Source organism: Flavobacterium sp. NG2 (genome assembly GCF_034119845.1).
Classification (GTDB): Bacteria; Bacteroidota; Bacteroidia; order Flavobacteriales; family Flavobacteriaceae; genus Flavobacterium.
On sequence record NZ_CP139420.1, the window covers coordinates 1,270,201 to 1,293,273 of the forward strand.

17 protein-coding genes and 1 riboswitch are annotated in these 23,073 nt (G+C 35.4%); of the genes, 16 read left to right on the forward strand and 1 reads right to left on the reverse strand.

Annotated features, from left to right (window positions below):
* Positions 1 to 294 precede the first annotated feature (294 nt).
* The 7 genes from SLW70_RS05490 to SLW70_RS05520 all read left to right on the forward strand — a co-directional run bounded on the left by SLW70_RS05490 (position 295) and on the right by SLW70_RS05520 (position 9,324).
* The gene (locus SLW70_RS05490; RefSeq protein WP_320891049.1) at positions 295 to 1,569 is read left to right on the forward strand and encodes an O-acetylhomoserine aminocarboxypropyltransferase/cysteine synthase family protein; all 1,275 of its coding nucleotides are present in this window, start codon (positions 295 to 297) and stop codon (positions 1,567 to 1,569) included.
* A gap of 642 nt (positions 1,570 to 2,211) precedes the next feature.
* Positions 2,212 to 2,412: a hypothetical protein gene (locus tag SLW70_RS05495; RefSeq protein WP_320891050.1), complete on the forward strand. Its 201-nt coding sequence runs from the start codon at positions 2,212 to 2,214 to the stop codon at positions 2,410 to 2,412.
* A 175-nt stretch (positions 2,413 to 2,587) separates the two neighbouring features.
* A riboswitch (SAM riboswitch) is annotated at positions 2,588 to 2,694 on the forward strand.
* Between the two features lie 75 nt (positions 2,695 to 2,769).
* A complete protein-coding gene (gene thrA / locus SLW70_RS05500) occupies positions 2,770 to 6,156 on the forward strand; it encodes a bifunctional aspartate kinase/homoserine dehydrogenase I (RefSeq protein WP_320891051.1) in 3,387 nt (1,128 codons plus the stop codon).
* 172 nt (positions 6,157 to 6,328) lie between these two features.
* Positions 6,329 to 6,763 (forward strand): OsmC family protein, encoded by a 435-nt coding sequence (locus tag SLW70_RS05505; protein ID WP_320891052.1) that lies wholly within the window; start codon positions 6,329 to 6,331, stop codon positions 6,761 to 6,763.
* A 118-nt stretch (positions 6,764 to 6,881) separates the two neighbouring features.
* Positions 6,882 to 8,054, forward strand: a complete 1,173-nt coding sequence (locus tag SLW70_RS05510; RefSeq protein WP_320891053.1) for a trans-sulfuration enzyme family protein — start codon at positions 6,882 to 6,884, stop codon at positions 8,052 to 8,054.
* Positions 8,055 to 8,164: 110 nt separating this feature from the next.
* On the forward strand, positions 8,165 to 8,878 hold the full coding sequence (locus SLW70_RS05515; protein WP_320891054.1) for a hypothetical protein: 714 nt from the start codon (positions 8,165 to 8,167) through the stop codon (positions 8,876 to 8,878).
* A 35-nt stretch (positions 8,879 to 8,913) separates the two neighbouring features.
* Complete coding sequence (locus SLW70_RS05520) at positions 8,914 to 9,324, forward strand: RrF2 family transcriptional regulator (protein ID WP_220763100.1); 411 nt, start codon at positions 8,914 to 8,916, stop codon at positions 9,322 to 9,324.
* Between the two features lie 95 nt (positions 9,325 to 9,419).
* On the opposite strand, the gene SLW70_RS05525 is transcribed toward SLW70_RS05520, so the two are convergent.
* Positions 9,420 to 10,202 carry a sulfite exporter TauE/SafE family protein gene (locus SLW70_RS05525; RefSeq protein WP_220763098.1) on the reverse strand — a complete coding sequence of 261 codons (783 nt, stop codon included), beginning with the start codon at positions 10,200 to 10,202 and terminating at the stop codon, positions 9,420 to 9,422.
* Between the two features lie 331 nt (positions 10,203 to 10,533).
* Between SLW70_RS05525 and SLW70_RS05530 the strand changes: the two genes are divergently transcribed.
* The 9 genes from SLW70_RS05530 to metH all read left to right on the forward strand — a co-directional run bounded on the left by SLW70_RS05530 (position 10,534) and on the right by metH (position 23,035).
* A complete protein-coding gene (locus tag SLW70_RS05530) occupies positions 10,534 to 11,235 on the forward strand; it encodes a phosphoadenylyl-sulfate reductase (protein WP_220763095.1) in 702 nt (233 codons plus the stop codon).
* Between the two features lie 136 nt (positions 11,236 to 11,371).
* The gene (gene cysD / locus SLW70_RS05535; protein WP_320891055.1) at positions 11,372 to 12,271 is read left to right on the forward strand and encodes a sulfate adenylyltransferase subunit CysD; all 900 of its coding nucleotides are present in this window, start codon (positions 11,372 to 11,374) and stop codon (positions 12,269 to 12,271) included.
* 141 nt (positions 12,272 to 12,412) lie between these two features.
* Entirely contained in the window at positions 12,413 to 13,657 is a 1,245-nt protein-coding gene (locus tag SLW70_RS05540; RefSeq protein ID WP_320891056.1) for a sulfate adenylyltransferase subunit 1, read from the forward strand.
* 151 nt (positions 13,658 to 13,808) lie between these two features.
* Positions 13,809 to 15,899, forward strand: a complete 2,091-nt coding sequence (locus SLW70_RS05545; RefSeq protein ID WP_320891057.1) for a nitrite reductase — start codon at positions 13,809 to 13,811, stop codon at positions 15,897 to 15,899.
* A gap of 10 nt (positions 15,900 to 15,909) precedes the next feature.
* Positions 15,910 to 16,545 (forward strand): bifunctional precorrin-2 dehydrogenase/sirohydrochlorin ferrochelatase, encoded by a 636-nt coding sequence (locus SLW70_RS05550; RefSeq protein WP_320891059.1) that lies wholly within the window; start codon positions 15,910 to 15,912, stop codon positions 16,543 to 16,545.
* Between the two features lie 85 nt (positions 16,546 to 16,630).
* Complete coding sequence (locus SLW70_RS05555) at positions 16,631 to 17,683, forward strand: NAD(P)/FAD-dependent oxidoreductase (RefSeq protein ID WP_320891060.1); 1,053 nt, start codon at positions 16,631 to 16,633, stop codon at positions 17,681 to 17,683.
* Positions 17,684 to 18,097: 414 nt separating this feature from the next.
* Positions 18,098 to 19,099 carry a homocysteine S-methyltransferase family protein gene (locus SLW70_RS05560; RefSeq protein WP_320891061.1) on the forward strand — a complete coding sequence of 334 codons (1,002 nt, stop codon included), beginning with the start codon at positions 18,098 to 18,100 and terminating at the stop codon, positions 19,097 to 19,099.
* 241 nt (positions 19,100 to 19,340) lie between these two features.
* Positions 19,341 to 20,174, forward strand: a complete 834-nt coding sequence (locus SLW70_RS05565; RefSeq protein WP_320891062.1) for a KilA-N domain-containing protein — start codon at positions 19,341 to 19,343, stop codon at positions 20,172 to 20,174.
* Positions 20,175 to 20,353: 179 nt separating this feature from the next.
* On the forward strand, positions 20,354 to 23,035 hold the full coding sequence (metH, locus tag SLW70_RS05570; RefSeq protein ID WP_320891063.1) for a methionine synthase: 2,682 nt from the start codon (positions 20,354 to 20,356) through the stop codon (positions 23,033 to 23,035).
* Positions 23,036 to 23,073: the final 38 nt, after the last annotated feature.

Genomic DNA, 23,073 nt, shown 5'->3' on the forward strand with positions numbered 1-23,073 from the left:
AACTAATTTTTTATATTATCTTAAACAAAGAAGCGTTTGCTCTTCTAGTAGGTCGAAAATTGGAAAGTCGCAAATGTTAATTAATCTGTAATGATTTGGAAAAATCAGATTTAGTTCTCAAATTTGATAACCCAAAAAAAGAAAAATGTATTTTTTTAAAGCAAATATGTGTATGATAAAACAGAAATTATTCTGCGGGTACTCTATTGCATAAACTTTAATAATAAATTTAGCAAAGCCTCCCGAGTAATTGGGAGGCTTTTTTTATCAAATAAATAATTAAAATAAATAAACATGAGCACTTTAAAATTTGAAACGAATGCATTGCATGCAGGGCATGATGTAACTAAACATGCAGGAACGAGAGCTGTTCCAATTTACCAAACATCATCGTATGTTTTTAACAATTCAGAACACGCGGCTAATTTATTTGGACTGGCTGAATCAGGTTACATTTACACGCGATTAAATAATCCAACAAATGATATTTTAGAGCAACGTTTGGCGGCTCTTGAAGGTGGTATTGCAGCAGTTGTTACGGCTTCTGGAACAGCGGCAATCGCTACAGGATTATTAAGCATGTTGAAAACTGGAGATCATATTGTGGCTTCGAGTAGTTTGTATGGTGGGACATTCAACTTGTTTAATTCAACTTTGCCAAGATTAGGGATTACAACAACATTTGTGGATCCTTCTGATGCAGCGAATTTTGAAAAAGCAGCGAACGAAAATACTAAAGTGATTTTTGTGGAAAGTTTAGGGAATCCAAAATTAGATGTATTGGATTTAAAAGCAATTTCAAAAGTGGCTAATTCTTTAAAGGTGCCTTTCGTTGTTGATAATACCGTTGCTTCACCATATTTATTGAATCCTATTGAGCATGGAGCTAATATTGTGATTCATTCTTTGACCAAATACATTGCAGGTAACGGGACTTCATTAGGAGGTGTTATTATTGATGCAGGAACTTTTGACTGGAGCAGTGGGCGTTTTCCTGAGTTTACAGAGCCAAATCCAGGTTATCATGGATTAGTTTATCACGATGCGTTAGGGGCGGCCGCTTTTATTGCCAAAGTGAGAATCGAAGGATTACGTGATTATGGAGCAGCTTTGAGTCCGTATAATGCTTTTCAAATTATTCAAGGATTAGAGACTTTGGCGGTGCGTGTTCAAAAACATAGTGAAAATGGATTGGCATTGGCACAATGGCTAGAATCTCAAGATCAAGTAGCATGGGTAAACTATCCAGGATTAAAATCAAGTAAGTATTATGATTTAGCACAACAATATTTACCTAAAGGACAAAACGGATTAGTGACTTTCGGTTTGAAAGCTGGTTTTGATGCTGCTAAAAAAGTTGCTGATGATACTAAATTGTTTTCGCTTTTAGCAAATATTGGAGATACAAAGTCATTAATCATTCATCCAGCAAGCACAACACACCAGCAGTTGTCAGACGATCAACAGGTCGCTTCAGGTGTTACTAAAGATTTAATCCGTCTTTCAGTAGGATTGGAAGATATCGATGACTTGAAAGCAGATTTAAAAGCCGTTTTTGATACTTTATAATAATCTTTATTTAAGATTGTGATAACATCAAAATTGGATTTCGATTGTATCTTTGACATGTCAAATCATAAGAGTGGAATAGAGTTGATTTTTTTAAATCGGCTTGCAGAAAAAGCTCTTGTCTGATTTGCTTTTTAGAATTTAATGTTAAAATCAATTTATAAATCATAATTAACTGTTAATTTGGTTAGTAACCAAAAAATAGTAAAAAATCAGCTTGGAGAATCAAAGAAAATTTCTATCTTTGTGGCTGTAAAAAAAAACAAAAATGAATTTTATTATTTGTATAAAATCTATGGTTCAATCTAAAGAAATCCGCAGGAGTGCGATAGCTTAATATTTTTATTCAAATAAGACTAAAATATAGCAAAAGCCTCCTAAGAAATTAGGAGGCTTTTTTGATAAATAGGAACAAAAAATAAGATTCATAAAACAATAAAAATGAATAGTAATACCACTAAAAAATTGAAACAAGTATCGATGATTGTGTTTTGTGCACAAGTGTCAGTCTGTTGATATCCAAAAGTATCGTTTATATATAGCATAAACCCTTTTGGAAATAAACCAAAAGGGTTTTTTTATACATCATAATAAAAAAATAATAAGCAAATAAATAAAGTCAAACAAATTAAAATTAAAATCATGAACACAAGAAGAATTATTACTGGCGCCTTAGGATTTTTAAGGAATAGAAGAAGTGCAACTCCAGCTCCTGGAAACAAAGAAGAATTGACAAATACTAGATTTAGCACCACTAGAGGAGCAAGTTTAGAAAAACAAAAAAATGTAGTGAATTCACTTTTATTAATGTACTCTAAAGAAAATGAAACATTGTTTATATAGTTCTTATTTCGAAAAAGTAAATGGCAAACGCAAGTGATCTCTGAGTGGTTTTATTCAGTTTTGACTTGCGTTTTTTGCTTTGCTTTGCTGTAGCAGTAAATCTGAACCAGCAAAATTTGTTTGTTTGAAAAAATAGTAGTTTCTTTGTGCCTTGAATGTTCATAAACGTATTGAAATGTTATAAAGAAAGGACGAGGGATTAGACCCGATGATGCCTTAGCAACCCTTCGATTCATCGAAGAAGGTGCTGCATTCTACCGCAACTTTGTGGGCAGATAACAACGCAAAATCTTCTAGTTTATGTTCAATTTTCTTTACAATATTTCCAATACAAATCATTAATAACACGATTTGAAGTTGGAAAATAAACCATCAAGCCTTACCATATTTAATTTTGTCACTGAAAGCGGTGCAAAATATCCGTCTCTAAATCTTTCGTATCAAATTTTTGGTGCGCCTTTGCATACAGCACCCATTATTTTGATCAATCATGCTTTGACAGGAAATTCACAAGTCATCGGAGAAACAGGTTGGTGGAACGATTTGGTTGGAGTGGATAAAACGATTGATGTTAGAAAGTACACCATCGTTTCCTTTGATGTACCAGGAAATGGCTTCAACTCAGATACAATAGAGAATTATAGAGATTTTATCGCAAGAGACATCGCTCGTATTTTTATCGAAGGACTTCGGTTTTTGAAAATAGATGATTTGTTTGCACTTATTGGAGGCTCTGTAGGTGGTGGAATAGCTTGGGAAATTTTGGCTTTGGAACCTAAATTGGCACAAAACTTTATTCCTATTGCTACAGATTGGAAATCGACGGATTGGTTAATTGCTAATTGTTATTTGCAAGAGCAAATTCTTAACAATTCAAAAAAACCAATCGAAGATGCGCGTATTCACGCTATGCTGTGTTATAGAACGCCGGAATCTTTCAAAGAAAAATTCAATAGATTAACCACTGAAAAACTGGAAACCTTTCAGGTTGAAAGTTGGTTAAATTATCATGGTGAGAAATTAGAAAAGCGTTTTCAGCTTTCGGCTTATAAAATGATGAATCAGCTTTTGAAAACGATTGATATAACTCGGAATCGAGAGTCATTAGAATCGGTTATTTCAAAAGTAGATGCTAATATATACATTGTAGGAATCAATTCGGATTTGTTTTTTACGGCAAAGGAGAATCGTGAGACCTATAACGAGATTAAAAAATTTAAAGATAATGTATTCTATAGTGAGATTGATTCACAACACGGGCACGATGCCTTTTTGATGGAATACGAACAATTAGACAATTTATTAGAAGTTGTTTTCAAAAATAAAAAACAGATGAAAATAGTAAAATTTGGCGGTAAATCTTTGGCCAACGGTGAAGGTATCAATAAAGTTTTGGATATTATTGTTGGTAAAATAGAGAAAGAGGAAAAGATTGCTATTGTGGTTTCTGCAAGAGGAAATGCAACGGATGAGTTGGATGATATCCTTACAATTGCTGCCAAAAACGGAAATTATAAGCCTTTACTAGAAAGTTTTAAAGCCTATCAAAAAGATGGTTTTGACGATGTTGATTTTTCACAAGAATTTGATAAGCTAGATAAACTTTTTGAAGGAGTTAGTTTGATTGGTGATTTTAGTGCCAAGATTCAAGACCAAATATTAGCTCAAGGTGAATTGCTTTCGGCTAAGTTGTTGGTGTTTTTGTTGAATAAAAAAGGCATTCCTGCTAAGTTAGCAGATACAAGAGAATTAATTATAACGGATTCTAATTTTGGAGATGCACAACCTTTGGATGCTGTGTCAAAGAAGAATGTCATCCAGATTTTCAAAGACAACAAGGATGCTGTTCTTGTAGTGACAGGTTTTATTGGCTCAAACACCAAGAAAGAAACCACTACTTTGGGTAGAAATGGTAGTAATTATACGGCTTCATTGATAGCTAATTATATCAATGCGGAGGAATTACAAAACTATACGCATGTTGATGGAATATACACTGCTAATCCTGAACTGGTTTTAGATGCCCAAAAGATTGAGCATTTATCATACAATGAAGCGAATGAGATGGCTAATTTTGGTGCGAATATATTACACGCCAAAACGATTATTCCATTATTAGAAAAAAACATTCCTTTGCGTATTTTGAATACGTTTAACAATGAAAACAAAGGAACTCTTATTACTGCCAAGTCTAATAAAGAAGGGATTAAAACACTTTCAGTATTAGAAAATGTGGCTTTGGTAAACCTAGAAGGTCGTGGATTACTTGGGAAAACAGGTGTTGATGCCCGTATTTTTAAAGTAATGGGCGATAATGATATCAGTGTGAGTATCATTTCGCAAGGTTCGTCTGAAAGAGGAATAGGTTTGGTGGTTGATGCTGATAAAGCAACCAAAGCGATGATTGAATTAGAAAAAGAGTTTGAAAATGATTTTTATTCTAAGGATGTCAACAAAATATCGGTAACTGATGATGTTTCGGTGATTTCGATTATTGGTCAAGATTTGAGTACATTTCACAAGCCTTATACCGCTTTGATTCGCAATAACATTGTGCCTATATTATTTAATAATACCGTAACGGGTAAAAACGTGAGTTTGGTTGTTCAAAAATCAGAACTTAAAAAAGCTCTAAATGTAATACACGGAGAGATTTTTGGTGTTGCTAAAAAAATCAATATAGCTGTTTTTGGACATGGATTAGTGGGAGGAACAATGATTAATCAAATCCTTGAGTCTGCTGATGCAATTGAAAAAAGAAAAGGAGTACGCTTGAATATATTTGCTATAGCAAATTCAAATAATGTTCTATTGAATAAAAGCGGGATTTCACCAAATTGGAAAAATGAAATTCAAAATAATGGTGTCATTTATACGATCGACGATATTATCGCTTACGCAAAAGAGCATCATCTGGCAAATTTAATTGCGGTAGATAATACGGCAAGTGCGGCTTTCGTTGAAAATTATATTTCTTTGGCTGAAAATGGTTTTGATTTGATTTCGTCAAACAAAGTAGCTAATACTTTGAGTTATGATTTCTACAGAGAATTGCGTAACACCTTGGAAACAAATCAAAAAAGCTATTTATACGAAACCAATGTTGGTGCAGGTTTACCATTAATTGATACGATCAAATTATTACATCTTTCGGGTGAGAATATTACTAAAATCAAAGGGGTGTTCTCTGGAACATTGAGTTATTTGTTTAATAATTTTTCAGCAAAAGATGTTCCTTTTAGTGAAATATTAAAAGAAGCAATTGATAACGGATATACCGAGCCAGACCCTCGTGAGGATTTATGCGGAAATGATGTAGGTAGAAAATTATTGATTTTGGCTCGTGAATTAGACTTGCAAAATGAATTTGAAGAAATTGCTATTCAAAATTTAATTCCGGAACATTTACGTGAAGGTAGTGCGGCAGATTTCTTGACCAAGTTAAAAGAGTTTGACCCAATTTACAACAAAATTAAATCAGAACAAGAACCCAATCACGTATTGCGTTACATAGGGGAATTGTCTGGAGATTTACAAAACGATAAAGGGATTTTAGAGGTGAAATTAGTTTCTGTTCCAATGGATACTGCGTTAGGCGGTTTGAAAGGCTCGGATTCGTTCTTCGAAATTTATACCGAATCGTATGGAGATCGTCCAATCGTTATTCAAGGAGCAGGAGCAGGTTCGGCTGTTACAGCAAGAGGTGTTTTTGGAGATATTTTGAGAATCTCGGATAAAGGATAGTTTTGTAGTATTCAGTGTTCAGGAAGAATTTTTTTAGTATTCAGTTTTTGAGCATTTTATATAAAAGAAAATAAAATCCGTTTCATCCGCATTTAGTAAATATATAATTTTAAAAGGGACTTACCTTCGGTCTTGGCTCCCTCCCCTTTGGGGAGGGTTGGGGAGGGGAAATATGAAAATAACATTAAACAGAGTAAATGAAAACTTCCACTTCGAATTAAAAAACGATCGTGGACATATAGTAAATGTAGATGCGCGTCCAGATTTTGGAGGTAATGATATGGGACCAAGTCCAATGGAGTTAGTATTAATGGGAGTAGCAGGATGTAGTGCTATTGATATGATTTCGATCTTGAAAAAACAACGTCAAGAAATCACTTCTTTTAAAGCTGAGGTTGAGGGAGAACGTCAACAAGTAGGAGATGCAAAACCGTTTAAAAATATTTACTTGGTTTTCTCTTTAGAAGGAAACATCAAAGAAGACAAAGCGGCTAAAGCGGCACAATTGTCTTTTGAAAAATACTGCTCGGTTTCTAAAACAGTAGAACCTACAGCAACTATTCATTACAAAGTGGTTTTGAATGGAGCAGAATTAGCGAAGATTTAATTTTAGCTTTTTTATTGAAATCGAATAGGATTATAGATTAACTAATGAATTAGTTAGTGAAATTTACAACAATTAGAATTTGTGCAAATCTGTGCAATTCGTGTTTAAAAATAATAGAATGAACGAACAAGAATTTGGTTTTGAAACCGAAGCGATACGTACCCAATTAGAAAGAACGCAATATTTAGAGCATTCAGTGCCTTTGTACTTGACTTCCAGTTTTGTGTTTGAAGATGCCGAAGACATGCGTGCTTCGTTTGCGGATGAAAAAGATAGAAATATATACAGCCGTTACAGCAACCCGAACAACAACGAGTTTGTTGAGAAAGTATGCAAAATGGAAGGAGCCGAATCAGGTTTTGCCTTTGCATCAGGTATGGCTGCTGTTTATTCGACTTTGGCTGCTTTATTGAATTCAGGTGATCATATAGTGTCAGCAGGAAGTATTTTTGGAGCTACACATTCTTTGTTTGTTAATTATTTTCCAAAATGGGGAATAGAAACGACCTATTTTGATATTGATAAGCCGGAGACTATTGAGAGTTGCATCAAACCCAATACCAAGATTCTTTTTGCAGAGTCACCAACAAATCCAGGGGTAGATATTATTGATTTGGAATTACTAGGGGATATTGCTAAAAAGCATAACTTGATTTTAATTATTGATAACTGTTTTGCAACACCTTATTTGCAACAGCCTATCAAATGGGGCGCGCATTTAGTAGTGCATTCTGCAACTAAATTAATGGACGGACAAGGTAGAGTTTTAGGTGGGGTAACGGTAGGAAGTGCTGAATTGATTCAGAAAATCTATTTGTTTTCACGTCTTACAGGGCCGTCATTATCGCCTTTTAATGCTTGGGTATTGTCCAAAAGCTTAGAGACATTGTCTATTCGTTTAGACAGACATTGTGAGAATGCCTTGAAAGTAGCGGAGTTTTTAGAAAAACATCCTAATGTGAATAAAGTCAAATACCCGTTCTTGAAGTCGCATCCTCAATATGCCATTGCTCAAAAACAAATGAAAGCAGGTGGTAATATTGTAGCTTTTGAGATTAAAGGAGGATTGGAAGCAGGAAGAGCATTTTTAGATAAAATTAAATTGTGTTCGCTTTCGCCAAATTTAGGAGATACTAGAACGATTGTAACCCATCCCGCGTCTACAACACATAGTAAATTGTCTGTAGATGAAAGATTAGCAGTTAGTATAACCGATGGTTTAGTACGTGTTTCTGTTGGTTTAGAAACCGTAAAAGATGTAATTGCTGATTTGGAGCAGGCATTGTTATAAATATTTGAGATTGTAGATTAACGATTTTTGATTGCAGATTTTCTGTAAATCAAAAATCGTTTTTTTTTTATTCATATTTTTTTATCATATTTGATTTTAATTATTCTACTATGATTAAAATTGTTGTTTCAATTAGTACTTTACTTTTATTTTTGTCAACTGTATATTGTGAAAGTAACAAAGATGAATTTGAATTAGAAAAAGCGGTTTTAACTCAAATTTTGCCGAGTTTAGTTGATTCTATTTGTGTAGATAGTAGGATGGTGGAACCTTCTCCAATGTTAGGTGAATTTGTTACTGATAAAAAAGGAGATGTTTTTTTGGATTCTACTAAAATAACAGAAGAGCAAGAAATTAGGTATAAAAAATGGGAAACAAGGAGAGAAGTTGCAAAAAAAGATACTTCTGAAATAATTTTAGCCTTCAATCCTTGGATTAAAAACGATTTTAATCCTTATTTTGACAAAAAGTTATTAGAGGAATTTTCAATTTCAGAATTTTCAGTCAAAGGTAAAGATACCTTAAGGCAATTTCTGTTTGATTATAGTAAAATCAAGCTAAATAATAAATTTAAATTAAAAAATATTTCAGAATTTCCTAATACAGACAATCATCCTTATCTTCTATTTGAACGAAATTATAACTTTGTGTTTTCTGGGATTTTTACTATTTCTAGAATTCAATTTGATAAAGAAAAAACGAAAGGTTTATTTAAAGCTAGTTTTAGTTATTGTGGAAGATGTGGACGAGGTTACAATGTCTATGTAAAAGAAATAAATGGTGTTTGGGAAATTGATAAAATTGAAGATACATGGATATCTTAAATGCTAATTTCCAAATAAAAAATCCTTAATTCAAAATGTTATCTAAAAAAACAAAATACGGAATCAAAGCGTTGACTTTTTTGGCACGACAGGAAGATCAAACACCTGTGGCTATTGCTGATATTGCAAAGTCTGAAAACATTTCGATTAAGTTTCTGGAAAGTATCTTGTTGTTGTTGCGTCATTCAGGTTTTTTAGGAGCCAAAAAAGGGAAAGGTGGCGGTTACTATTTAATCAAAGAACCTAAGGATATTAACATGGCTAAGGTATATCGCATTCTTGAAGGGCCAATAGCCTTATTACCATGTGCTAGTCATAACTTTTATGAGCCTTGCGATGATTGCACAGATGAAGCCAGTTGTGCGGTTCGAAAATTGATGACTGAAGTACGTGATAATACTTTGATGATTTTAGAAAATAATAGTTTAGCTGATATTGCTTTTTAAAAGTTTTAGTCCCAAATAAAAAACGACCCTTTCCACTGTACATTTGGAAAGGGTCGTTTTTGTTTGTTTTGCTAAATTGTAACAAATTTATATATTTAAAAAATTAATTTGTATCCCACAAAAAACAACATGATGGCGATAGCATTTCTTAAATACAAATCAGGAATTTTACCGCTTAACATACTTCCTATAAAAATACCAGGTAAAGAACCCATTAACAATTGTCCTAATAGCAAATAATCGATATTTCCCATTGTGGCGTGTCCAAGACCTGCTACCAAGGTCAAGGGTACAGCGTGAGCAATTTCGGTACCTACTAATTTGGGAGTGGGTAAAAGAGGGTAAAGGAAAAATAAGGTTACTGTTCCTAATGCACCAGCACCAATCGAAGTTAAAGTTACTGTTGCACCAAGCATTACGCCTATTGCAATAGTTAACATATTTTGCGTGTTACTTTCCTTGTGGAATTTATCACCAGAGTGTTTTTTAGAGAAGTCCATGATTTTCTTTTTGAAAAGCACTGCTACTGATGTGAACAGCAAAGCCCAACCTAAGCTGTATTTTATAACAGCATTCACGGCCGAAATATCGGTTTTGATGCTATCTAAAATCCATAATGTGATTAGCGCCGCAGGGATACTTCCTAGGGAAAGCCATCCAGTAATTTTCCAATTGATGTTTTTCTTTTTATGATGTACAAATATACCGGCCATTTTAGTATATGCCGCATATAATAAATCCGTACCTACAGCTGTGGTGGGAGGAATTCCAAACCACAATAAAATAGGGGTCATTAAGGAACCACCACCTACACCTGTTAATCCTACTACAAATCCTACTGCTAAACCAGCAATAACTAATCCTAATTGAAAGTCCATATTGATATATTTTTTGGCAAATCTAATAACTATTTTATAATAATCCTATAGGTAAAGTAGAGTTTAAAAAATAAATTAAAAAAAATTAATGTATCTTTGCGCAGAATTTGAGGTTTTGCAAGGGTTGAGCAGCTATGTTAAAGTTGAGTTTTATTTGAAATTGGTGTTTTGAGAAGTGGTATTAGGCTTAAGTTCGGATTTTCAATACATTAGAATCTAGGGTGATTAAAAAAAATGAATATAATGTTTTGTTATTTGGAAATAAGTAGTAATTTTGCGGAGTAATCTACTAAACCGATAGGGTAATAGATTTTATAGAAAAAGAAAACAAATGAGTACAACAATAGTGAATGCATTAATTGAAAAAACAAAAGACTTTTCCATTGAAGAGGCTTTTGTTTTTTTAGCAAATGAATATAAAGATAAAGTGGTTTTTTCCACTTCTTTTGGGCAGGAAGATCAGGTGATTACTGACCTAATTGAAAAAAGTGGTGCTCCAGTGACAATTTTTACTTTAGATACAGGTCGTTTGTTTCAAGAGACTTATGATGTTTTTCATAGAACTCAAAAGAAATACAAAACACCAATTAAAGTATATTTTCCGGAAGCGAAAGCAGTAGAGGAATTATTAGAGAAGAAAGGGCCAAATAGCTTTTACGAATCAGTTGAGAATAGAAAAGAATGTTGTTTTATTCGTAAAGTAGTACCGCTTAAGAAAGCTTTGGCGGGAAATGAAGTATGGATTACAGGTTTGCGGGCAGAGCAGTCGGAGAACAGAAGTGATTTACATTTATTTGAATACGATGCTAATTTCCAAATCATTAAATTCAATCCTTTGTTAAAATGGTCATTAGAAGAGGTTCAAAAATACATTGACGATAATAATGTGCCACAAAACAGCTTGCATAAAAAAGGATTTGTAAGTATAGGTTGTGCCCCATGTACAAGAGCGATTCTTCCTGGAGAAGATATCAGAGCAGGAAGATGGTCGTGGGAATCAAGTCATAAAGAATGTGGTTTGCACGGAAAATAAAAGTTTATCGGTTAGTTGTTTAATCGGTTAGTTGAAAAATAGAAGAGATACATAGAAAATAGAAAATGTTAAGAGGTTATAGAAAAGGAGTAACAACCTTAAACTTTAAACCTTAAACTTTTAAACAAAAAAAAGAATGAGTTCAGTTTTAAAAACAAATGCTTTAGAAAGCGAAGCGATTTACATATTTAGAGAAGTGATTTCTCAATTTGAAAAGCCAGTGTTGCTTTTTTCAGGAGGAAAAGATTCGATTACTTTGGTGCGATTAGCACAAAAGGCTTTTTTTCCAGCCAAAATTCCTTTTCCGTTATTACACGTAGATACGGGGCATAATTTTCCTGAAACTATTGAGTTTAGAGATAAATTGGTAAAAGAATTAGGATTGGAGCTTATAGTACGTAATGTGCAAGATGCTATCGATCAAGGGAAAGTGGTTGAGGAGACAGGAAAATATGCAAGTAGAAATAGTTTGCAAACAACAACTCTGTTAGATGCTATCGAAGAATTTAAATTTGATGCTTGTATTGGTGGTGCGCGTCGTGATGAAGAAAAAGCAAGAGCTAAAGAACGTATTTTCTCTGTTCGTGATGATTTTGGTCAATGGGATGAAAAAAATCAACGTCCTGAGCTGTTTGATTTATTGAATGGAAAAATTGAGATGGGACAAAACGTACGTGTATTTCCTATTTCAAACTGGACTGAATTAGACGTTTGGAGTTATATAGAACAAGAACAAATTGAAATCCCTTCGATTTATTTTTCACACAAACGTAAGGTGTTTTTGAGAGATGGAATGATTTGGTCACATTCTCCACACGTATATCAAGAAGAAGACGAAATTGTTGAAGAAAGAATTGTACGTTTTAGAACGGTAGGAGATATGAGTTGTACAGCAGCGGTTGATTCTTATGCAGCTACCATTTCTGAAGTAGTAGGCGAAATTAGATCCTCAACTATCTCTGAAAGAGGGGCTAGAATTGACGACAAACGTTCGGAAGCAGCCATGGAAAAAAGAAAACAACAAGGGTACTTTTAATAGGAAGTTATAAGTTATTAGTAAATAAGTTATAAGTAAAATTTAGAAGTTAAAAAAAATATTCAGATTTAGAAGTTTATTCAAAAGGTCGATATAAAAACTTGAAACCTTAAACTTTTAAACTTTAAACTATAAACAAGAATGGAAGTTTTAAAAATAGCAACGGCAGGAAGTGTAGATGACGGAAAGAGTACACTAATCGGAAGGTTATTATACGATACACAATCGTTAACAACAGATAAATTAGAAGCAATTGAAAAAAGTAGTAAGCAAAAAGGATATGATTATCTAGACTTTTCTTTGGCTACTGATGGATTAGTTGCTGAAAGAGAACAAGGAATCACTATTGATGTGGCTCATATTTACTTTTCTACTGCTAAGAAAAGTTACATTATTGCTGATACTCCAGGTCACGTAGAATATACACGTAACATGGTAACAGGAGCTTCAACTTCACAAGTATCTATCATCTTGATTGATGCTCGTAAAGGAGTTATTGAGCAAACATACCGACACTTTTTTATCAATAATTTGTTGAGAGTAAAAGAAGTGATTGTGGCAGTAAACAAAATGGATTTAGTTGATTACTCAGAAGAGGTTTTCAATAAAATCAAAGCTGATTTTGAAGCATTGAATGCTAAAAGTACTTTCAAAGAGCAAGTGGTGAGCTATATTCCATTAAGTGCTTTGACAGGAGATAATGTGGTTGAGAAAACAACTGCTATGCCATGGTACACAGGGCAAACAATTTTAGAGCATTTAGAGGATTTAGAGCCAAAGGATGTGTATGAAAAAGGTCAGGCACGTTTTCCTGTGCAAACGGTAATTCGTCCTAAAACTGAGGAATATCACGATTTTAGAGGATACGCAGGTAAATTATACGGAAATAATATTAAAGTAGGAGATGCAGTGACGGTATTGCCTTCTTTGACACAATCAACAGTAACTAATATTCACTTTTTTGACAAGCAATTTGATGAGGCAGTGGCAGGTTCTTCTATTACTTTGGAATTAGCAAATGACATCAATGTAACTAGAGGTGATATGATTGTAAAATCAGATGAATTGCCAAAAGTTGAAAAAGAAATCACAACAACTGTTTGTTGGATGGATAGCAAAAAATTAGTAGCAGGAACTAAATATTTAGTACAACACAATACTAATAGAGTTTTAGCAAAAGTGGATAGTATTAAGAATGTAATTGCAACGGATTATTCTGGAACTACACCCGCTACTCAGTTGGCAATTAATGAAATAGGTGAAGTGTCTATTAAGTTAAGTAAAGCATTATATTTTGATGCTTATGATGATAACAAATCAAATGGAGCTTTTATCTTAATCGATCCAGCAACAAATACAACCGCTGGAGTAGGATTTATTAGATAATAATACCCGTCCCTTCCCTTTCGCTCTGGCGAAGAGGGAGAGATTATAAATAAACTTTGTAAATGAAGTTTAAAGTCAGATTATAACACAATCAACATCCACCAAGTTTCCCCCTCCTACGGAGGGGGCTAGGGGGAGGAAAATCAGAGATATGGAAACTTTTAGATCAGAAATAGAAAACCCGATTGTCCAAAAAGAGATTATCGATTTAGAGAAAAAAATTCACGCCTTCCGTGGTGGACAAATAGATGACGAGCGTTTTCGTAGTCTTCGTTTAGCTCGTGGTATTTACGGTCAACGTCAAGAAGGCGTGCAAATGATTCGTATTAAATTACCTTACGGAAAAGTAACGAGTGAACAACTAAAAAGAATTACTGAGGTTTCAGATAAATATTCTACGGGTCGTTTGCACATTACAACGCGTCAAGATATTCAGATTCACTACGTAAGTTTAGATAGAACTCCTGAGTTGTGGTCTGAATTAGCCAAAGATGATATTACCTTGAGAGAAGCTTGTGGAAACACAGTTCGTAATATTACAGGAAGTGAACTAGCAGGTGTTGATACTGATGAGCCATTTGATGTAACTCCTTATGCTCACGGATTATTCCAATATTTATTGCGTAACCCGATCTGTCAAGAAATGGGACGTAAATTTAAAATCTCTTTCTCATCTTCTGATAAAGATACAGCCTTGAGTTATTTACACGATTTAGGATTCATTCCTAAAATTGTAGATGGGCAAAAAGGATTCAAAATCATGTTAGGTGGTGGATTAGGTTCTCAACCTGCACATGCCGAATTGCTTTCTGATTTTGTACCTGTAAACCAAATTATTCCAACTGCCGAAGGAGTGATTCGTATTTTTGACCGTTACGGTGAAAGAGCAAAACGTCTAAAAGCACGTTTGAAGTTCTTGATTAAAGATTTAGGACGTGATGAGTTCTTGCGTTTGGTTGAAGAAGAGAAAAAAGCCTTGCCTTTCCATTCTTATGAAATAGATACTACTGCTTTTGAAGGACCAATCACAGAGCCTTTATTAGAAGTGCCAACAGTAACTATTGATGATGTTGAAGCATTCGAAGCTTGGAAAAAATCAAATGTAATTGCTCAAAAACAAGCTGGATATGTAGCGATTGGTGTAAAAGTACTTTTAGGAGATTTTTATACGGATAAAGCAAGATTGTTAGCTGATTTGATTAAAAACTACGGAGCAAATGAATTGCGTTTTTCATTGCGTCAAAACATTGTGATTCGTAACATTAAAGAAGAAAACTTACCATTCTTCTACCAAGAGTTAGCCAAATTAGACATGGTTCAGTTAGGTTATGATACCATTGGTGATATCACCGCTTGTCCTGGTACAGATACTTGTAACTTAGGAATTGCATCTAGTACTGGTATTGCTGATGAATTAGAAAGAGTACTTAAAGCAGAATACCCACAATTTGCAGATAATAAAGAAATTACAATCAAAATTAGTGGTTGTATGAATGCTTGTGGACAACACAATATGGCTGAGATAGGTTTCCAGGGAATGTCAATCAATTCTGGGAAATTAGTTGCGCCAGCGTTACAAGTATTATTAGGTGGTGGAATTTTAGGAAACGGAAACGGTCGTTTTGCCGATAAAGTAATCAAAATCCCTAGCCGTCGTGGACCAGAAGCCTTGCGTTTAATCTTGAATGATTTTGAAGCAAATGCTAACGGAAGCAAATTCTTAGATTATTATGATGCTCAAGGAGAAAAGTATTTCTACGAATTTTTGAAACCATTAGCGGATGTTACCAACCTTACCGAAGCTGATTTTGTTGACTGGGGTAATGCTGATAACTATGTGAAAGCTGTTGGTGTTGGAGAATGTGCAGGTGTAGTTATCGACTTAGTTGCTACTTTATTGTACGAAGCTAAAGATAAACTAACCAATGCTGAAGAATCATTTGCAGAAGGAAAATGGTCAGACACAATCTACCAAGCTTACGCAGGTTTTGTAAATGGAGCGAAAGCTTTATTATTAGCTGAAAAACAAAAAACAAATACTCATGCAGGAATCATTGATTCATTTGAGACTGTATTTGTAGAAAGTAATAAAATTGAATTGGGAACTTCTTTCAAAGAATTAGTGTACCAAATCAACAAAAACGAACCAACAGAAGCGTTTGCTAAACAATATATTCAAGAAGCGATTACGTTTTTTGAAAAATTAGAAGCATACAGAGCAGCAGATTTAGCTAAAGCATAATCATAAAATCATGAGTGAAAACAAAGAGATAAACAACAATAGTGTAGAAGTCGAAACGCAAGAGCGCAACGAGTTGTATCCTATATTTTTAAAATTACACAACCTTAGTGTACTTATTGTAGGTGGAGGGAATGTAGGTTTAGAAAAGCTATCTTTTTTACTCAAATCAAGTCCTAATGCGAATGTTGAAGTGGTAGCACCACGTTTTATTCCTGAATTGGTTACTCTTGCTGAGGCTCATCCCACAGTAAAATTGACTAAAAAAAGATTCAAGAAAAAAATGTTGAAGAAACGCAACATGGTCATTGCTTGTACAGATGTTTTGAAGGTCAATAAAAGAGTGTATGAATTATCTCGAAAAAGATATTTGATTTGCAACATCGCTGATACACCTGATTTATGTGATTATTACTTAGGAGGAATTGTAACCAAAGGCAATGTCAAGATTGCGATTTCGACCAACGGAAAATCACCTACAACGGCTAAGCGATTGCGAGAATTTTTCGAAGAAGTAATTCCAGAAAACATCAATCAAATGGTGCAAAATCTAAACGATTATCGCAACACACTCAAAGGTGACTTTGAAGAGAAAGTGCAAAAGATGAATGAGATTACAGCCTCATTAAAAAATAAAGAAAAAGAATAAAGTTAATAAATAAACAATAGCCCAAAGCTCACAGCTCACAGCCCAAAGCAAAGAGCCTATAGCCAAAGCCCAAAGTCAATACAAAATGATTGAAACAGATATCCTTATTATAGGAGCCGGTCCAACTGGTTTATTTGCCGTTTTTGAAGCAGGATTATTGAAATTAAAATGTCATATCCTTGATGCATTGCCACAGCCAGGTGGGCAATTGTCTGAATTGTATCCAAAGAAACCTATCTATGATATTCCTGGATTTCCAGAAGTATTAGCAGGAGATTTAGTTGATAATTTGATGGAACAAATCAAACAATTCGAGCCAGGGTTTACTTTGGGAGAACGTGCAGAAACTATCGTTAAGCAAGAAGATGGTACATTTATCGTAACTTCTAACGAAGGAACTGAATTTCATGCCAAAGTAATCGCTATTGCTGGTGGATTAGGAAGTTTTGAGCCTAGAAAACCATTAATTGAAGATATCGAGTTCTACGAAAATAAAGGAGTAAAATATTTTATCAAAGACCCAGAAGAATTCAGAGGAAAACGTGTAGCTATCGCAGGTGGAGGTGACTCTGCTTTGGATTGGAGTATCTTCTTGGCTGATGTAGCTTCTGAAGTGACTTTGATTCACCGTCGTAACGAATTCCGTGGAGCTTTGGATTCTGTTGAAAAAGTACAAGAATTAAAAGACGCTGGAAAAATCCACATGATTACTCCAGCTGAGGTAGTTGGAATCAAAGGAGCAGAGCACGTGGAGTCTATCGATTTGGACGAAAACGGAGCACACCGTAACATTCCTTGTGACTATTTCATTCCACTTTTCGGATTGACTCCTAAATTAGGTCCTATCGGAAACTGGGGATTAGAAATCGAGAAAAATGCGATCAAAGTGAACAATGCTTTAGACTATCAAACTAACATTCCTGGAATTTTTGCTATTGGGGATATCAATACCTATCCAGGGAAATTGAAGTTGATTCTTTGTGGTTTCCACGAAGCTACTTTGATGTGTCAAGCAGCGTACCAAATCATCAACCCAGGAAAACGTTATGTATTGAAATACACAACTGTATCAGGTGTTGACGGATTCGATGGTACTCGTAAAGAAGCGCCAAAAGCAGTCGTAAAAGCGATAAACTAAAGTAGCTAAGATACTAAGTTACTAAGGCTCTAAGTTTTTGCTTAGAGCCTTTTTTTAATTAACTTCTAACTTAGATTCTTAGAAACTTAGCAACTTAAAAAAACTTGCAAGTGGTAAGGCTATTGCTTTACTTTGCATTTCCTAAAAAACGAAAGATAAGGAGCACAGCATTAGGCATTTTTAGTGAAGTCAGTTCCCGCTTTTCGCTGCAATCTTTTTATTTTGTACTTCGACAAGCTCAGTATGACAAAATAAAAAGGATTTCCGCTTCAATCGGGGCTAAAGAGCCACGAAAGTGCTTTTAAGGAAAATTAAAAAAAAACTCCTAGCGCCTTCGTGCCTTAGCGGTTTAAAAAAAATAGAATATAAAAAAAAGCTTTCACGCCTTAGCGTCTTAGCGGTAAAAAGAAACTTATGCCAAGCATTCAAGAAGAAATCAAAAAAAGAATCCTCGTTCTCGATGGCGCCATGGGAACCATGTTGCAACGTTACAATTTTTCCGAAGAAGATTTTAGAGGCGAACGCTTCAAGGATTTTCCTCATTCTCTAAAAGGGAATAACGATTTATTGTCGTTAACACAACCCGTAGCTATCGCTGAGGTTCACGCTGCTTATTTTGAAGCAGGAGCAGATATTGTAGAAACCAATACCTTCTCAGGGACCACTATCGGTATGGCGGATTATCATATGGAAGATTTGGTGTATGAGTTGAACTACGAGTCGGCAAAAATTGCCCGTCAAGTAGCCGATGAATTCACCGCCAAAAATCCAGACAAACCTCGTTTTGTTGCCGGTTCTATCGGACCAACAAACAGAACAGCAAGTATGTCACCTGATGTAAACGACCCAGGATACAGAGCCGTAACTTTTGATGATTTGCGTATTGCTTACAAGCAACAGGTGGAAGCGTTGATGGATGGCGGAAGTGATTTGTTATTGGTAGAAACTATTTTTGATACCTTAAATGCTAAAGCTGCCCTTTTTGCTATCGAAGAAGTAAAAGAAGAACGCGGCATTGATATTCCAATCATGGTTTCAGGAACCATTACCGATGCTTCAGGAAGAACCCTTTCTGGACAAACGGTAGAAGCGTTTTTGATTGCTGTTTCGCACATTCCATTATTGAGTGTGGGATTCAATTGTGCTTTAGGAGCCGATTTATTGAAACCGTATTTACAGACCTTGTCTCAAAATACGTCATTCAACGTATCCGCACATCCAAATGCTGGATTGCCAAATGCCTTTGGAGAATACGACGAAACACCAGAACAAATGCAAGCTTTCATTAAAGAATATTTAGATGATAATTTGGTAAACATCATTGGTGGTTGTTGTGGTACGACTCCAGATCATATCCGTTTGATTGCTGAGGCTGCGGCAAAATATAAGCCTAGGGTTTCAACGGCGACGTTATAGTACATTTCTGCAAGGTTTTATCCCCTTGTCTTGTTATTTTTTAATATTAATAATAGGAATGTGTACGAACGTGACGCTCGCACTAGCGAATAAAATAAATATAATAGTTCCGTAGGAACGATACATTTTGTAGCAACGGGTTTTAACCCGTTGGCCGTAGGAACGATACATTTTGTAGCAACGGGTTTTAACCCGTTGGACAGATTAGATCAGAACAAAGCGAAATATAGAAAAGTAATCTATGGATAAAATTAAACAAAAAGTAATATTGAATGCCAATGGAGCAAATATTGCTGTTTTGCATTTTGGAGATGATAATGATTATCTTTCATTGACCGATATTGCTAAGTTTAAAAATCCAGATGATGCTTTTATTGTTGTTAACAATTGGCTAAGGAGTAAGGATACAATCCTTTTTATAGGTCTTTGGGAACAATTGAACAATCCTAATTTTAAACCTATCGAATTCGATAGGTTTAAAAACGAAGCGGGAACAAATGCATTTACTTTGTCACCTCAAAAATGGATAAGCACGACAGATGCTATTGGGTTAGTATCAAAGTCGGGGAGATATGGTGGGACTTTTGCTCACAAGGATATCGCTTTTGAGTTTGCTTCTTGGGTATCGGCAGAGTTTAAATTGTATATAATTAAAGATTATCAAAGGCTTAAGGGAGATGAAAATAGTAGGTTATCTTTAAGTTGGAATTTGAGTAGAGAGTTATCTAAGATAAATTATCGAATTCATACAGATGCAATAAAAGAAAATATAATTCCATCTGATATTAGTAAAAAACTCAAAGGCATTGTTTATGCAAGTGAAGCTGATGTGTTGAATGTAGCCTTGTTTGGTATTACAGCCAAAGATTGGAGAAAACAGAATCCTGATAGTAAAGGAAATATTCGTGATGAGGCAAGCTATCATCAGTTGATTGTTTTGGTAAATATGGAAAGTATGAATGCAGAGTTAATCAAATTAGGATTGTCTCAAAACGAACGAGCATTAAGATTAAATAAAATGGGGATTGAACAAATGACTTCGCTTTTGAAAATAGAACAAAAGAAGTTGATGTAATGCACAATGCCCGCGTGAGGGATAGCAGCGAAAAGCCCACAGCCTGACGAAGGAAGAGCGAGGACTTGTAGCGGATAGCCCGACCCGACCTTTTTCGGGAGGGACACGCCCAAAAATAAGAATAGAATAATACTTAGGACCTAAGAATCTTAGAACCTTAGTAACTCAAAATAAAAAAAATGGCAGCAGTAGAACCAAGAAGAAATTTAGTTTTATCGGGATTAGAACCGTTGATTATTACGCCGGACAGTGTTTTTGTGAACGTTGGAGAGCGTACGAATGTTACAGGTTCTAGAAAATTCCTTCGATTAATCAAGGAAGAAAAATACGATGAGGCGTTGAGTATTGCGAAGGAGCAAGTTGAAGGTGGAGCGCAAATCATCGATATTAATATGGATGAGGGAATGCTTGATGGTGAATATGCGATGGTGAAATTCCTGAACTTAATTGCCGCTGAACCGGATATTGCTCGTGTGCCAATTATGATTGACAGTTCGAAATGGCATATTATCGAAGCAGGATTGAAAGTAGCACAAGGAAAATGTGTGGTGAACTCAATTTCGTTGAAAGAAGGCGAAGAGCAGTTTATCCATCATGCCAAATTGATTAAGCGCTACGGAGCTGCGGCGATTATCATGGCTTTTGACGAAGTAGGTCAGGCCGATAATTACGAGCGTAGAGTAGAGATTTGTCAACGTTCGTATGATATTTTGGTGAATAAAGTAAACTTTCCTCCGCAGGATATTATTTTCGATTTGAATATATTTCCGGTAGCAACGGGAATGGAAGAGCACCGTTTGAACGCATTGGATTTCTTTAGAGGAACCAAATGGGTTCGTGAGAATTTGCCACACGCACACATTAGTGGTGGTGTGAGTAATGTGTCGTTCTCGTTTAGAGGAAATGATGTAGTACGTGAGGCGATGCACTCGGTTTTCTTGTACCATGCCATCAAGGAAGGAATGACAATGGGAATTGTGAATCCAGAGATGTTGACGATTTATGACGATATCCCAAAAGATTTATTAGAGCATGTGGAAGACGTGATTCTAAATCGCCGTGATGATGCTACAGAGCGTTTGTTAGATTTTGCTGAAAACGTAAAAGGCGGTCCAAAAGCTACTGAGAAAGAAATTCAAGAATGGCGTTTGGGAACGGTTCAAGAAAGAATCACACACTCACTTGTAAAAGGAGTAGATGCCTTTATTGAAGAAGATGTGGAAGAAGCAAGACAAGCGGCAACCAAACCAATCGAGGTAATCGAAATCAACTTGATGGCAGGAATGAATGTCGTGGGGGATTTATTTGGTTCAGGTAAAATGTTTTTGCCACAGGTAGTAAAATCAGCACGTGTGATGAAAAAAGCCGTGGCGTATTTGTTGCCATTTATTGAAGCTTCGAAACAGGCAGGAGACAAAGAAGGAAACGGAAAAATATTGATGGCAACCGTAAAAGGGGATGTACACGATATTGGGAAAAATATTGTTTCGGTGGTATTGGCTTGTAATAATTATGAGATTGTAGATTTGGGTGTGATGGTAGCGCCTGAGAAAATTATCGCAGCAGCTATTGAACATGAGGTAGATATTATTGGTTTAAGTGGTTTGATTACACCTTCGCTAGACGAAATGGTGTTTTTGGCCAAAGAATTAGACAAAAGAGGAATGAATATTCCGGTAATGATAGGTGGAGCAACGACTTCGCGCGCGCATACTGCAGTGAAAATTGCACCACAATACAAAGCAACAGTAGTGCACGTAAATGATGCCTCGAGAGCGGTGACGGTGGCAGGGAATTTATTGGATGATAATAAAGAAACCTATACTGCTGGAATTCGTGCCGATTATGATGCTTTTAGAGAGTCGTTCTTGAACCGTTCGAGAGATAAAAATTTCTTGACAATTGAAGATGCTCGTAAGAACAAATTGCAGTTGGATTGGGCAAATTATACCCCTAAAAAACCAAATTTCATCGGGACAAAAAGTTTTGAAGTGGAATTAGAGGTATTAGTGCCGTATATTGACTGGACTCCGTTTTTTAGAACTTGGGAGTTGTTTGGGAAATACCCAGCGATTTTGACTGATGAAGTAGTAGGAGAACAAGCAACATCCGTTTTTGCAGATGCTAAAGCGATGTTGGAAGTTATCTTAAAAGAAAAGAAATTTGTAGCCAAAGGAATTTACGGAATCTTCCCAGCGAATCAGGTGAACGATGACGATATTCAGTTGTATGACGAAAACGGAAAAGAATTGGAGAAATTCTTGACCTTACGTCAGCAAGCACAAAAAACCAAAGGAGCACCAAATATCGCCTTATCTGATTTTATTGCACCCAAAGACAATGGCGTAACCGATTATATGGGAGCTTTCTGTGTAACAACAGGTTTTGGGGTTGATGAATGGGCGGATGAATATAGAGATAACTTAGACGATTACAATTCGATTATGGTGAAAGCCTTAGGAGACCGTTTAGCCGAAGCTTTTGCGGAATATTTGCACGAGCAAATTCGTAAAGAAATTTGGGGTTACGCTCCTGATGAAGCTTTGACAACTGAGGCGATGATTGAAGAGACTTATGCTGGAATTCGTCCTGCACCAGGATATCCAGCTTGTCCGGATCACTTGGAGAAACCAACGATTTGGAAATTATTAAAAGTAGAAGAAGAAATTGGTGTAACTTTGACCGAGAGTATGGCGATGTGGCCAGCGGCATCTGTATCAGGTTATTATTTTGCCAATCCAGAAAGTAGGTATTTTGGACTTGGAAAAATCAAAGAAGACCAAGTAATTGATTACGCAAAACGTAGAAGCATCTCGACTGACAAAGCCACAAAATGGTTGAGTCCTAATATAGCAGATTAAGAATTTTGTTTCAGGTTTCAGGTTTCAAGTTGCTCGAG